The organism is Bacillus sp. JCM 19034, from assembly GCF_001310635.1.
Lineage (GTDB): Bacteria > Bacillota > Bacilli > Bacillales > Bacillaceae_D > Halalkalibacter.
Map to the genome: position 1 here is coordinate 416548 of NZ_BAXR01000001.1, position 13621 is coordinate 430168.

17 protein-coding genes and 1 riboswitch are annotated in these 13621 nt (G+C 35.8%); of the genes, 13 read left to right on the forward strand and 4 right to left on the reverse strand.

The genetic code is table 11. The features are described 5' to 3' along the window. Positions 1-46 precede the first annotated feature (46 nt). The 6 genes from JCM19034_RS02175 (at position 47) to JCM19034_RS02200 (ending at position 4401) form a co-directional block, all read left to right on the forward strand. Positions 47-1315, forward strand: a complete 1269-nt coding sequence (locus JCM19034_RS02175) for a sensor histidine kinase (protein WP_156323844.1) — start codon at positions 47-49, stop codon at positions 1313-1315. A gap of 22 nt (positions 1316-1337) precedes the next feature. Then, positions 1338-2108: a LytTR family DNA-binding domain-containing protein gene (locus tag JCM19034_RS02180; RefSeq protein WP_062046899.1), complete on the forward strand. Its 771-nt coding sequence runs from the start codon at positions 1338-1340 to the stop codon at positions 2106-2108. A 352-nt stretch (positions 2109-2460) separates the two neighbouring features. Further along, complete coding sequence (locus JCM19034_RS02185) at positions 2461-2718, forward strand: hypothetical protein (RefSeq protein ID WP_062046901.1); 258 nt, start codon at positions 2461-2463, stop codon at positions 2716-2718. Between the two features lie 29 nt (positions 2719-2747). Beyond that, on the forward strand, positions 2748-3002 hold the full coding sequence (locus tag JCM19034_RS02190) for a hypothetical protein (RefSeq protein ID WP_231686766.1): 255 nt from the start codon (positions 2748-2750) through the stop codon (positions 3000-3002). Positions 3003-3006: 4 nt separating this feature from the next. Further along, entirely contained in the window at positions 3007-3402 is a 396-nt protein-coding gene (locus JCM19034_RS02195) for a kinase-associated lipoprotein B (protein ID WP_062046906.1), read from the forward strand. A gap of 105 nt (positions 3403-3507) precedes the next feature. Further along, entirely contained in the window at positions 3508-4401 is an 894-nt protein-coding gene (locus JCM19034_RS02200; protein WP_231686767.1) for a DMT family transporter, read from the forward strand. Between the two features lie 97 nt (positions 4402-4498). Here JCM19034_RS02200 and dapA read toward each other — a convergent pair whose 3' ends face one another. Together dapA and JCM19034_RS20760 are read right to left on the reverse strand one after the other, a co-directional pair. Continuing rightward, positions 4499-5386, reverse strand: coding sequence for a 4-hydroxy-tetrahydrodipicolinate synthase (gene dapA, locus JCM19034_RS02205; RefSeq protein WP_062046908.1), 888 nt, complete (start codon positions 5384-5386; stop codon positions 4499-4501). A gap of 129 nt (positions 5387-5515) precedes the next feature. Further along, positions 5516-5695, reverse strand: a riboswitch (Lysine riboswitch). Between the two features lie 110 nt (positions 5696-5805). Further along, positions 5806-5952 (reverse strand): aspartyl-phosphate phosphatase Spo0E family protein, encoded by a 147-nt coding sequence (locus tag JCM19034_RS20760; RefSeq protein WP_082393684.1) that lies wholly within the window; start codon positions 5950-5952, stop codon positions 5806-5808. Between the two features lie 229 nt (positions 5953-6181). On the opposite strand from JCM19034_RS20760, the gene JCM19034_RS02210 reads away from it, so the two are divergent. Next, positions 6182-6895, forward strand: coding sequence for a YhcN/YlaJ family sporulation lipoprotein (locus JCM19034_RS02210; protein WP_062046910.1), 714 nt, complete (start codon positions 6182-6184; stop codon positions 6893-6895). A 53-nt stretch (positions 6896-6948) separates the two neighbouring features. Here JCM19034_RS02210 and JCM19034_RS02215 read toward each other — a convergent pair whose 3' ends face one another. Next, positions 6949-7515 carry a hypothetical protein gene (locus JCM19034_RS02215; RefSeq protein WP_062046912.1) on the reverse strand — a complete coding sequence of 189 codons (567 nt, stop codon included), beginning with the start codon at positions 7513-7515 and terminating at the stop codon, positions 6949-6951. A 354-nt stretch (positions 7516-7869) separates the two neighbouring features. On the opposite strand from JCM19034_RS02215, the gene cspD reads away from it, so the two are divergent. The 3 genes from cspD to JCM19034_RS02230 all read left to right on the forward strand — a co-directional run bounded on the left by cspD (position 7870) and on the right by JCM19034_RS02230 (position 11492). After that, the gene (gene cspD / locus JCM19034_RS02220) at positions 7870-8070 is read left to right on the forward strand and encodes a cold-shock protein CspD (protein ID WP_062046914.1); all 201 of its coding nucleotides are present in this window, start codon (positions 7870-7872) and stop codon (positions 8068-8070) included. A 167-nt stretch (positions 8071-8237) separates the two neighbouring features. Beyond that, positions 8238-10274, forward strand: a complete 2037-nt coding sequence (locus JCM19034_RS02225) for a penicillin-binding transpeptidase domain-containing protein (protein ID WP_062046916.1) — start codon at positions 8238-8240, stop codon at positions 10272-10274. 249 nt (positions 10275-10523) lie between these two features. Then, a complete protein-coding gene (locus JCM19034_RS02230) occupies positions 10524-11492 on the forward strand; it encodes a sugar phosphate isomerase/epimerase (protein WP_062046918.1) in 969 nt (322 codons plus the stop codon). A 250-nt stretch (positions 11493-11742) separates the two neighbouring features. Here the strand turns inward: JCM19034_RS02230 and JCM19034_RS02235 are convergent, their stop codons facing one another. Next, on the reverse strand, positions 11743-12306 hold the full coding sequence (locus JCM19034_RS02235) for a helix-turn-helix domain-containing protein (protein WP_062046920.1): 564 nt from the start codon (positions 12304-12306) through the stop codon (positions 11743-11745). 108 nt (positions 12307-12414) lie between these two features. Between JCM19034_RS02235 and JCM19034_RS23870 the strand changes: the two genes are divergently transcribed. The 3 genes from JCM19034_RS23870 to JCM19034_RS02245 are packed head-to-tail and all read left to right on the forward strand — an operon-like array spanning position 12415 to position 13452. Next, positions 12415-12774 (forward strand): AzlC family ABC transporter permease, encoded by a 360-nt coding sequence (locus tag JCM19034_RS23870; protein ID WP_269431648.1) that lies wholly within the window; start codon positions 12415-12417, stop codon positions 12772-12774. Then, the gene (locus JCM19034_RS23875; RefSeq protein ID WP_269431649.1) at positions 12740-13150 is read left to right on the forward strand and encodes an AzlC family ABC transporter permease; all 411 of its coding nucleotides are present in this window, start codon (positions 12740-12742) and stop codon (positions 13148-13150) included. Before JCM19034_RS23870 ends, JCM19034_RS23875 begins: the two co-directional genes overlap by 35 nt. Next, the gene (locus JCM19034_RS02245) at positions 13147-13452 is read left to right on the forward strand and encodes an AzlD domain-containing protein (RefSeq protein ID WP_082393685.1); all 306 of its coding nucleotides are present in this window, start codon (positions 13147-13149) and stop codon (positions 13450-13452) included. The genes JCM19034_RS23875 and JCM19034_RS02245 overlap by 4 nt, the downstream gene beginning before the upstream one ends. The last annotated feature ends 169 nt before the right edge of the window (positions 13453-13621 follow it).

Genomic DNA, 13621 nt, shown 5'->3' on the forward strand with positions numbered 1-13621 from the left:
GGTTTGATGTACCATCGTTACTTCGTTAACATTTTTTATCGTAGAATTGTGTGCGATTCTAGCTGGATTATTTTATACGTTAGAAGTACGACCTACGTTCCGAAAAGCATTATTAGTCACTTTGCTTATTCCTATACCTGCGATTTTCTTATATTTATTTGTTTTGAAAGGACTAAGCCTTGTTTATTTAATTATTGTAACAATTGTTATATTCTATATCTATACAAGAAAGTTAAGAGCTTTATTTGATGCGATCATTTTGGCTATCGTGAGCATTTTCTTCGATAATTTCATTGAAATGATTAAATATTCTCTTTTTCCTGTTGATACACCTACGATCACAACAGCAAGTATAGGTCTTTATTTGTTACTATTCATGCTGTTCATTTACGGCTATCGCATCGTCATCAACAAAATTTGGGCAGTTCTTCAGTTCTCACTAATTGGACAGTTACTATTAATTATTGTTGCAGCTAGTACGATGGTTGTCGTATATATGAACCTTTTTGTCGCATTAAGTCGTAATCTTTATGCGGCAGCGATGTTAAATTTACTAATGGGGACGAGCTACTTAGCTTTTATGTTCATTTTATCTGTTATTCTTATTCGAAATACGAGAAAAGAAGCGAAATTAAAACAAAAAGAAATCGAACAAGAGCAGCTTTTTCAATATATGCAATCATTAGAGCAAGTCAATAAAGATATGCAACGGTTTCGTCACGACTATCAAAATATTTTATTGACGTTCGAAGACTATTTAGAAAAGAATGATATTCAAGGCTTAAGAACGTATTTTCACGATAAAATTCTGCAAGTAGAAAAAAAGACGTTACAAAATCATTTCATTATCAACCAATTGGATCGTCTAGAAATCATTGAATTAAAAGGGCTCCTTTCAACGAAAGTGTTGATGGCAGAAGAAAAAGGAATTGCTGTTAATATTGAAATTCCAGAAACAATTGAAAACATTGAAATGGATATCATCGATTTAACTCGTATCGTTGGTATTTTAATGGACAATGCGATTGAGGCAACGACTGATCTACAAGAAGGAGAATTGAATGTCGCCTTACTGAAACAAGAGGACGATTCGGTTTTAGTCATTATCGAAAATCATTTTAAAAAGCAGCAAGTCCAGATCGATCAATTATTTATTGAAGGCTTTTCAACAAAAGGAGCAGAGCGAGGCTTTGGCTTAGCAACTGTCCGTAGCATTATTAACCAATATCCAAATATCACGATGAATACGCGGGTCGAAAACATGTTTTTTATTAACGAAATCGAAGTGAAAGAGACTGTTCAACAAATGATGTAAAAAGTGATAAGGAGAGATTGTTTTGAAAATCGTTATTTGTGAAAATGAGGCGAGCCAACAAGAATTTCTACAATCGGTTATTTCCAATTATGCGATGTTTCATGAGCCTAGTATGAAGGTCATATTGAATACATCTAAGCCAGAAGACGTATTAGAATGCGTGCAACATGGCGGTGCAGATTGTTATTTTTTAGATATTGAACTCGGATCCTCTATTGATGGCATGGAACTAGCTCGTATCATTCGCAAGCAAGATCCGTTAGCGAATATTATTTTTATTACGATGCATGCAGATAAGATGAAATTAACGTTTAAATATAAGCTTGCTGCTCTTGATTTTATTGCAAAAGAGTTTGGGCAAGATAGAATAGCAGAACAGGTGAGGGAGGCACTCCGAGTTGCCTTTAATAAATATTTACAAATTGGTGATCATGACGAAACAAATTTTATTCAAATAAAAATAGGTGAGCGGATTACGAACATTAGCATCGATGATGTTTATTATTTTGAAACCTCATCACAAGTACATAAAATTAGACTATACGAGCGAAATGGCGAATACGAATTTTATGGTAAGTTAAAAGACTTTGAACAGATTGATGAACGATTATTTCGCAGTCATAAAAGTTATCTAATTAATTTACAACATATTAGGCATATTGATAAGAAAAGGCGAATGATCACAATGGCTAACCACAGAGAGTGTTACGCTTCATTTCGCACGCTGAAAATGTTAGAATCCAAGCTTGAGCAAACAAACGTAATCAAACAATCCTCTCTGAATTCGATATAATCACAATATGAAAAGAACATGTTATATCTTCTACATGTTCTTTTTGAATAGGATGAAACACTGTGAAAAGGGGAGAAACAGTAGGCCATCCCTCAACATCTATGGGGTAACGATTATTTTCTCCAAAATACACTCTAGAGCAGCATACATTGGATGTAAGAAGGATGTTCGGATCATTTTTTGCACTTTTGTGATCTTTTTCACGATAATGTGACAAACGTTTTATACAATGGTAGAATAAGATTAATAGATTTACCCTAAATTAGGTGGTGATAATGTTGAAAAAGCAGATCGGTTTATTGATTGGAGTTTTCTTCCTGTTTTTTGTGTATGGGGATTGGTCTTTTTTCAAGTGATCGGAAAACAGAGTGAGGTTAAATCTGAACCACCAGTTGAGAAAGCAGAGTTAGATGAGTTCGTACTACTAAATAAAGAAGATGATTTTGAAGAAACAGTTATTGAAATTGATAACATAAGTGACAAGGGTGTGGATTATTCGGAACGTCAAGACCAGCTTATTAATTTGGCAGACTATGATTTTAGTGATATTTCTTCGGCGGATGGTATACCAGTAGAAGGCATCCTTGAGAAAATTGGTCTAGGCAATTAAATGGATTTATGTTGTGGGAGGAGAAGTCTGTGACTAGGGAAGAAAGTAAAACAAGAGTGATTCCTAATTGGTTATTATGGCTAATAAGAATTGTCATTGCTTATGTTATTTTTCTTGCTATCATTTTAGCTATAACAATTATTTCAATATTAATTACATTCTCATTTGTTGTTGTCGATTTATTTACTAACTCAAATCGACTAGGATTGATTTCTGAGCAATATTTAGTCCCATTATCAGAATTTATGTGGGAGCTATTTACGTTTTTAATCCCTGGATTGTAAGTAGATGAAAGGAGATGGCGTTATCTTGGCAGAATGGGTGCGTGCTACATATAAAACAGGTGTCTATGTTGGGAAACTTCTCGACCGAAATGAACAACAAAACCGTGCTTTAGTTGAGGTAAAAGCAGTATTAAAGCATCCGATTCAAGGGGATTTGCACAACCCTAAAGAAGCAGATGTGCCCTTATTCCATCAAAGAAAAGCACTAGCACAAAATGAAAAAGCATGGGTTCCTTTATCCTCATTAAAGGCATTTCAGGATCCGATTCCGGACTATAAAGAATCTTTAAAACATGCGTTGCAAACACAAATTAGTTCCCTCGTAAACGATTCATCAGAATGGGCTAAAAAAAGCATAGAAAGATTACGTGAATGTGAAAAAGAGTACAACTTATCTTAAAGTTGTACTCTTAATCGTTTACTATGCACATACATATACGAAATGGAATGTACATGATATGATTACGTATGTATGTTAAGTGGCAACGTAGAGAGAAGGGGTTTCATGAAGAATTCGTTACTAGTAACATATGGTGTTGTTTTTTTTGTGATGATCATTTGGGGAATTAATACAGTCATGCTTAAAGTGCTCGTTGAACATTTTCCCACGATTTCAATGACATCATTACGCATTATGCTAGCTGGTGTGGTTGTCATGCTAATCGTCTATTTTTCAAATATTTTACGGCGTTTAACGAAAACAGAATGGAAATATACATTGTGTGGTGCCTTATTTGGCGTTGTAGGACACCATTTCTTTCTTGCTGAGGGATTAGTCTATACAGGTGCTTCAAATGCTGTATTAATACTTGCTTTACTTCCAGTTACTACCTCTATTTTAGCCGTTTGCTTTTTAGGAGAACGAATGTCGAAATGGAGAATACTCGGTATTGTTATTGCTTTTATTGGCGTTTTCTTCATTCAAAGTGGTAATGGTTCACTATCAATTGACAGGGGAGAGCTGCTAATCTTTATTGCAATGGTTTTTCAAGCGATTAGCTTTATCTACATTAAGCTAGCAACAAAAACACTCGATTCTAGGCAAATGACAGGCTATATGCTGATCATAGGCTCGCTATGCTTAGTCGCCATTAGTTTAGCTATTGAGCCTAACGGATTGGTACAAATGGGGAAAGCTCCATTTTGGCTTTATGGTGTTTTTATCATTTCTTCTGTTATCGCCACAGGTGTTGGCCATTTTCTATTCAATAGTGCCATTGAGAAGGTAGGTGCTGGTCAAACAGCAATTTTTAATAATTTTGTTCCATTTTTCGGTTTAGTTAGTTCAGCCATTTTTTTTAAAGGAACAGATTTATTGGTATCAAGGGGCAGGCTTTTTACTCATTGTGATAGGCGTATTATTTGGAACGGGTTATATAGAGAAAGTGACGCATCATAGAAAAAACGTTTCTTATGAAAAAAGTGCATCTTAACAAGAAAAAAGCAGCTATTTCCTACAGGGAAATGGCTGCTTTTTTCTAATATGCTTAAATGAATTAGCTAACAAAAAAATTCATATTAGGATGAATCACTGATTGAAGCTCTTGTTGCTGTTCATTCGTTAATGGAACTAATGGCAGACGCACTTGACCAACCTTAAACCCTTTCATCTCTAGAGCTGCTTTAACAGGTGTTGGGTTTGGTGCCATAAATAGCTTTTTCATCACTGGAAGTAACTGACGATGTTGCATAGCTGCAGCGGTAACTTGTCCAGCTTGAAAGTTACGAACCATTTGCTGCATCTCATTTCCTACAATATGAGAAGCAACTGAAACAACACCGGTCCCACCGATTGAAAGAATAGGTAATGTTAAACTATCGTCACCGCTATATAAGCTAAACCCTTCAGGGGCATTTTCAATAATCTCAGACATCGCTTCTAGATCAGCACTTGCTTCTTTTGTCGCAACAATATTTGGTATTTGTGCTAGTCGTAATGTTGTTTCAACACTCATGTTAACGGCACTCCGACCGGGAATATTATAAAGCATAACAGGCAGTGATGTTGATTCTGCGATAGCTTTAAAGTGAGCATACATTCCTTCCTGAGAAGGCTTGTTATAATAAGGAACTACTAACATAATAGCCTCAACACCCAGTTGTTCAGCTGCTTTTGTCAATTCTATTGATTCCCGTGTATTGTTGGAACCAGTTCCCGCAATAATGGGGACTTGACCATTTACCTCTTCAACAACCGTTTTGTATAAAAGGTGCTTTTCATCCTTGGATAATGTTGGTGACTCACCAGTCGTTCCACCAACAACGAGTGCATCAGAACCATTTGCCAACAAATGGCGAACAAGTTCTTTTGTTGCCTCAATATCAATTAATCCTTCTTGATCAAATGGTGTTACCATTGCTGTAATTACTCGACCGAAATTCATCCGATTCACCCTCATTCTAATATATAATTTTCAAATTGGTATTTGGGCGACTAATGGAAGCACAAAAAAATAACAATGAGGTTTATCCCATTGTTGATGGTTAGCAAAGAATAGCAAAACCAATTCAATGTGTGAGATAGCCCTCCATATAGCCACGCTATATGACAGTCCTGTTCTTATTCAAAACAGTCCCAGTGATTTGGAAAATGAGTAACCAAACACTTCGGCAAATATCCCTTTTAACATGATTCATTGGAGCTCATTCTCCTCAACATGCTTACTAATGATCTTTGCACCTCTACTCTCACTTCAAATGATTTATGAAGTAAGTTTAAGTATGAATTTGTGTTTACCTTAACAAATGTATTAAAGCTTTGCAATGGTTTTACATAAATTTTTTTTAAAATTGTCGAAGAACGTTACTTTATTTGTGGCTTCTTTTGTACCATATTTAATAGCATGTCCAATTCTTGACTACACTTAACAGTAATTTTTGACGTCATTCCATGGTTTTTAGCGAACTTCAACATTTCCATACGTTTATCTTCAATCTTCCCCATAATCATTATTCCCACTCCAGATGGCTTAATCTAAAAAGAAAATTAATTTCTTCTACACGTATTATAAGCGAAATAGCGATAAAATAAAGAGATTCTACGAAATAAGTCAGCATCATTAAATTTATGAGTTTTATCGACATGATTTTCTTTTACATTGGTTAATATTACATTGTTTATCTCTGATTGAATCTGAAATGGTTGATGCACACTAATCGTAAAGAAAGGAGAAGTGAATATGCTATTAAAGAAACTTATTATACTCCTTATGATTTTATTTACTTTTACTGCATGTACAGTTCCACAAAAGCAGCCATTCGGAGCTAATAGTCACAATATGAATGGTGAAAATGAGCATATTGCGTTATACCGCCAGCATGAAGGGCCATTAACCGATTTAATGATTCCTGACCAATCACCGTTAGGTATAGGTCAACACACAACTGAAGTTTTACAACAAAAGGGGCAATCTACAATAAAGAACCTCGGTAAGCATGAGGGCAACCAATTTAAAGGTTCTAGAATTTTTACAAATCGCCCTGGTGTGCTACAAGATAAATATGCACTTCGCCGTCAAACTAATGATCAGCAGCTAAAAAAAGATCAGTCCCATATAGTAATCCAATCAAATTCAACAAAAGAACGTGAAATAGAAAAAAGAGTTGAAAAATTACAATTAGTAAGGGATGCACATGTTATTTCAGAAGGTAGTCAGTACGTGATCGGTATTGAATCTAATGAATCTGATCGAGAGTATTTAATTAATGAAGTAAAGAAAGAACTTGGTTCATTTCAGGATGAACAAATCTATATAACAACAAACCGAAAAGTAATCAATCGAATCAAAGCGTTAGAGCATCATGTATCACTATCTGAGCCGTTTGACACATTTGGGGCTGCTATTGCCGAAATCATTGATCTTATTGATGATTCTACTCATCAGCATCGCTAACAAAAAAAAGATCACCTAAGAATACATCTCATTGGGTGATCTTTTTGCTTTTTTTAATAAATCCCTAATTCGTCTGTCAGAGTTAAGAACTCCCTTTCCATAAGTTGATGTGACATAATCGCATTTTCATAATGGCGACGAGCAGCTCCTAATGAAGAAGATGATGAGTTAGCCTCATGTAACGCTTTATATAATTGCTCAATTTCATAAATCATTACACTATGAACATCTTGAAACCCTTCAAATGATTCAGGTATCTCAACATTCATGTATTTACCATACTCTTCTAAAATGTTAGTAGCCGACTGTTTTGCACTTTCAATATCGGAATCGGAAACGTTATTTAAGCTAAACAGTGGTTCAATTTCAAGAAGATGATTATATGTGGAATAAATGTATGTACCAGTTACATCAGCATATTCATTTAAAGCTTTTGCATTGTTATCATCCGATTGTATGTGATAATTTTGTTCCATATTGTTTGGCTGTTCCGCTTTTGAAGTTGACTGTGTCTGCTGTTTCGTTACATCCTCGACAATTTCCTTTTCACTATCATTAAACGTACAACCAGTTAAAATGACGATCATAGACGTGATTATGACTAAAACGAATGTTTTCAAAATGAGCACCCTCCTAATACAATTCCTTGTTGTTAGTATGATCAATAGAAGGGGAACTATGTGTATTTGTTAGAGTCATTTTCCATTTTGAACAATATTATAAAAAAAGCTTGCAATGTACATTAGAATCGTATATAGTTAACGTATCAAGAAAAGTTGTTCATGTTCTTTTACGTTTAAATACTTTTGTATCAATTGCAATATAATGAGGAGTTCAGTATTCACATACTATTAGGGATATTTACTCAGGTTGTTGTTGATGTTCCTAATAATATGTGAATTTTTTATTTGCTAGAGGCAAATGTGAGTGTAGCATATTAAGAAAAATTTATTTACGATTGGAGAAATTTATTCATGCAAACTGGTACAGTTAAGTGGTTTAACGCAGAAAAAGGATTCGGTTTTATCGAGGTTGAAGGTGGAAATGACGTATTTGTACATTTCAGCGCTATCACTGGCGATGGTTTCAAGTCTCTTGATGAAGGTCAATCAGTAGAATTTGAAATCGTTGATGGTGACCGTGGTCCTCAAGCAGCTAACGTTGTTAAGCTTTAATCTGCGTTAACTCTTATTTCATATGATACCGCATAGAGCATATGTGGTAAAGATAGCACCCTAGGGAGATAATTTTATCTTTTTGGGGTGTTTTCTTGTTATAATAGTGTAGAAATACATAATAAGTATTCATATTGACTATCAAACAAAGAGGGGGGAAAGAAAATATGAAAATAAACCTACTATTTAGAGGTTGTATAAGTTTGATTCTTGTTCTGTTCATTGCGGCTTGCTCTAATCAGAATCCAACTCCAGAAGAAGTTTTTGAAGCTTATGTGGGGCATTGGCTAGATGGAGAGTACGAGCAAATGTACGAAATGATCTCAGAGGATGTTCGTTCATCTCTAACGCAAGAGGATTTTTCAAATGCTTATCAAGAAGTTTATGATGCTCTCCAACTAAGTGATATTCATGTGGAAAGTCCCATTCTGCAAGATGATGTAGAAAAAGAGCAACGAGATAAGGATGTAACTGAAGTGTATTTGCCGTTCGTACAAACGTTAGAAATCATTACAGGTTCTATTGATTTTGAACAGAATATGTTTCTTGTACAAAACGGAGAATCCAATAAATGGGAGATACAATGGGACCATTCCTTAGTTTTGCCAGTGTTAAGTGAGGGGGATTCTATTCAAGTTCGTTATCAAATGCCTGAGCGTGGTGAAATTTTTGATCGAAATGGTATTGGTCTTGCCATTAATGGACAGGCGTATGACATCGGACTCGTCCCAGGTCGTATGGAAGGGGTTGAAGAGGATACTTTTGCCTTTCTAGAAGATGAATTCGGTTTATCCGAAGAGTTTATTGAATCTAAGTTAAGTCAATCTTGGGTGCGTGATGATACATTTGTTCCACTCATTAGCGTTGGAAGTGACATGGAGGATTATGTAAAGCATTTACGAGAAACCGTTCCAGGAGTCAGTTATTTGCCTTTTGATACACGAGAATATCCACTTAGAGAAGTAACTGCCCATTTAACTGGTTATATCGGTGCCATCCCAGAAGATCAGTTAGAAGAGAAAATAGAAGAAGGCTATAGTGACAATAGCCTTATCGGTCGTGCAGGTCTTGAATCGGTATTTGAAGAACAGTTAAGAGGGGAATTCGGTGTCGAAATTGCGGTTGTTAATGAAGAAGACCAAGAAAAGGACATTATTACTCGGAAAGACCCTGTTAATGGTGATGATGTCCATTTGACCATTGATAGTAACTTACAACGCAATATCGTTGATTCATTTTCAGAAGAAGATGCAGGTGTGGCTGTTGCGATTCAACCGCAAACAGGAGAGGTGCTTTCTCTCGTTAGTGCACCAACGTATGACCCGAATTCATTTGTTATCGGGTTTAGACCTGGTGAATATGATGATTTGGAACAAAATGAAAACAGACCATTTACAAACCGATTTACACAATCTTTTGCTCCTGGATCATCAATTAAACCAATTACTGCTGCCATTGCTTTAAAGGAAGGGTTAGATCCAAGTCATGAACGAAACATTCAGTCCCGACAGTGGCAACCGGAAGATTCATCGTGGGGTGAGTATTTTGTCCGTCGTGTGACAGATCCGGGTCACCCGATCGATCTAAATAGTGCGATGAAATACTCTGATAATATTTATTTTGCACAAATTATAATGGAGTTAGGCTCTGAGTCATTTACAGACGGGCTAGAGCTATTTGGATTTAATGAGTCAATTCCTTTTTCTTATGGGATGAGATCTTCGACTTACGCCAATGAAGGCATTTCAAGTGATTTACAATTAGCTGATACAGCTTATGGACAAGGCGAAATGCTTGTAAACCCATTACACTTATCATTAATGTACACTGCTTTTGTAAACGATGGTAACATTGTGAAACCGACATTACTCCAAGGTGAAGAGCCTACTTATTGGCTTGAGGATGTGATCTCTGAGGAAGAAGCAGCACTAATTCATCAAACATTACAATTAGTCGTAGAAGATTCTAATGGCACAGGACACGCTGCATACATGAATTCATTGCCAATCGCAGGGAAAACAGGGACGACTGAATATAAATTAACACAGAATGACGATGGGGCAGAATCTGGTTGGTTTGTTGCTTATAATTCTGAAAATCCAGAACTACTGCTAACTTATATGATTGAGGAAGTAGAGGATCGTGGAGGAAGCAAATACGTCGTTCCTAAAGTAAAAGAGATATTCGATAAAACATTCCATTAATTTATAGAGGAGACGTTTCGGTTTTATTTAATAGACGAAACGTTTTTCTTTTTCATTAATTAGTTACCTACAATCCATTGACTTATATTGTTATACCTTATATAGTAATTGTAAACGATTGCATACTATGCGATGAAAACGAAACTCTTTAGATGTAGATGAGTTTCTTTTTAACACGCAAATCTGGGATCGTTTTCATACACAAACAAGCAATCAAATTATGATTGAAATTAGGAGAGGTGTTAAAAGATGAAATTAGGAGTGTTTTCTGTTTTATTTTCTAATTTAAGCTTTGAAGAGATGTTAGATTACGTTAAAGATGCAGGCTTAGACGCGGTTGAAATCGGTACGGGGGGCTATCCTGGTAATGCCCATTGCCCATTAGATGAGTTGCTTGAAAGTGAAGAAAAACGTAAAGAATATATGGAAAAAATTGAATCTCGCGGCTTAACGATTAGTGCATTTAGTTGTCATGGAAACCCGATTTCACCTAATAAAGAATTTGCGAAGGAGTGCCAGGAAACGTTTAAGAAAACGGTTCGTTTAGCAAAACTGTTAAGCGTTCCCGTTGTCAATACATTTTCGGGAGCAGCAGGAGATCATGAAGGAGCAAAATACCCGAATTGGCCTGTTGCACCTTGGCCAAACGAATATGGTGATGTCCTAAAGTGGCAATGGGAAGAAAAGCTAATCCCTTACTGGAAAGAAGCCGGAGCATTCGCAAAGGAACATGGCATTAAAGTTGGACTAGAATTGCATGGTGGCTTTCTCGTACATACACCATATACGATGCTAAAGTTGCGCGAAGAAACATGTGATGCGATTGGAGCTAATTTAGATCCCAGTCATTTATGGTGGCAAGGAATTGATCCAGTAGCAGCAATTAAAATTCTTGGTAAAGCAGGGGCCATTCATCATTTCCATGCAAAGGATACGTTTATTGACCAAGATAACGTTAATATGTACGGTTTAACAGATATGCAGCCTTATGGCGAAATTCAAACACGTTCATGGAATTTCCGCTCTGTAGGGTTAGGTCATAGCAGCCAAGAATGGACAAATATTATGAGTGCATTACGCACATATGGTTATGATTATGTTGTAAGCATTGAACATGAAGATCCTTTAATGTCAATTGATGAAGGATTTAAATGTGCAGTGGACAATTTACAAAAAGTACTATTAAGAGAACAACCTGCAGATATGTGGTGGGTTTAAACATTTGAGAGCTGTCAATGGATCTAATTCTTTTGACAGCTCTATTTATGGTTTAATACTATAACACACATTATTAAATGACTCGTTTTTGTTGTATGCGTAGTCACAAAACTTCGCCTGCGAGATTGATATTTGCTTTACATTTAATGGAGGATGTCTATTTCAGCAAAAATAGTATGTTTTTTCGTTCATTTGAATTGTGCCTAGCAATTGTATCATTTGAGATGGTGATTCAATCAAGAAAGAAATTTTATTTTCCTGTAGGTGAATAATACAGTATGTTTTGAAACGTAGTTGCTGTATCATTTTCATTGCGATATACATGAGGAGTATGTGCTTTAAAGTGAATAGCATCGTTTTTAGAAAGGGTATAACGACTTTGATTCACCTCTAAAATTAACGTACCTTCTGTCACGATAATATATTCTTCAACTCCTCCTTGATGTGCTTCAGAGAAATGGATACTGTGTGGATGTAAGTTAATTGTATAAACCTCAAACTGCTTTCCTTGTTTAAAAGGGAAGATAGGGTAGACATTATATTGTCCATTTGATTCAGATAACGGTTCAATTTCTTGAAAAGATACAAGAGCAACCTCTTCTTTCTCTTCTTCAAAAAACTCTGAAAAGGAAACCTTTAATCCGTTAGCTATTTTCCACAATACAGAAACAGTAGGATTGGAAACGCCGCGTTCAATTTGACCAAGCATTGCTTTGCTTACTCCAGTGAGATGAGAGGTTTGTTCTAGACTAAGTCCTTTAAATTTGCGAAATGACTTTAATTTTGTTGCAATTTGCTTATTAATTTCTTCCATAACGTCACCTTCTCAATTTATTGTTGTAAATAGACCGTACAATAAGTATCTTATCTATTATAGCATATAGAAGTATGTTATATTAGACATAGAGGGAGGGGCTTTATTTTGAATGAATCATCCACAACAGAACAAAAAGAAATAGAAACGCCCTTTAAAAAAGGACTAAAAATAGGTATACCTGTCGCTATCGGGTATATTCCCATTGCCATCGCTTTTGGTTTATTAGCTAAATCTGCACAAATATCAGACATTGTTACATTGATGATGTCGCTCATTATATTTGCCGGTGCAAGTCAATTTATTGGTATTAATTTAATAATGGCTGGAGTAGCCTATTGGGAAATTGTCTTTACAACCTTTTTATTAAATGTTCGCCACTTTCTTATGACTGCGTCCTTGTCACAGCGATTACCTAAAACACATCGAAAAAATGCTTGCCACCCTTGCATTTGGAGTGACAGATGAAACGTTTAGTGTCGCATCAACACAACGAGAAAAGGAATTACAGCCGACATTTTTACTAGGATTAAACTTAATTACCTTTTCCGCTTGGAACGTTGGGACTTGGATTGGCGTTTTCCTTGCAGTTGGCCTTCCAGCTTCTGTTCAATCTAGTATGGGCATCGCTCTTTATTCCATGTTTATCGGCTTGCTTGTCCCCGCATTAAAGAAGGGAAAAGAAATTTCAATTGTTGTTGGAATTGCAATCATCGTCAGTTCATTGTTTTATTGGGTAGTCCCACTATTCATAAACGTTTCCGATGGTTTACAAATTATTGGAACAACTGTTATTGCAGCAGCAATCGGTGCATTTTTGTTTCCAAAGGAGGAAGTAAGTTGATTACTTATATCGTTCTTGTTCTCATTATGGGACTTGTTACATATGTTCCACGAATGTTACCGATGGTGTATCTCCATTCTATGGAACTACCTCATTTTCTGCAACGTTTTTTGCAGTTTGTCCCTTACGCTGTTTTGGCAAGTTTAATCTTTCCAGGTATATTATATTCTGTTGACCATATATACTCAGCGTTTATCGGCGGTCTCGTTTCCGTTGTTCTTGCCTTATCGCGAATGAATTTAATGATTGTTGTTCTCGGTGGCATTATAACGGTCTTTATCTGCGATCAATTGTTTTTTTAGCTTCATTTCTATCTTACTAGATAGAAATGAAGCTTTTATAATGTAAGGAAGAAACAATTCTAAAGAAGTGGCTTGAAGAAGCACTGTAATAGATATAGGTAGATTTTAAGAATAGATGACTTTTCACACAAACAAACATTCGCTATAATAGAGAAATAGAATTGGGGTG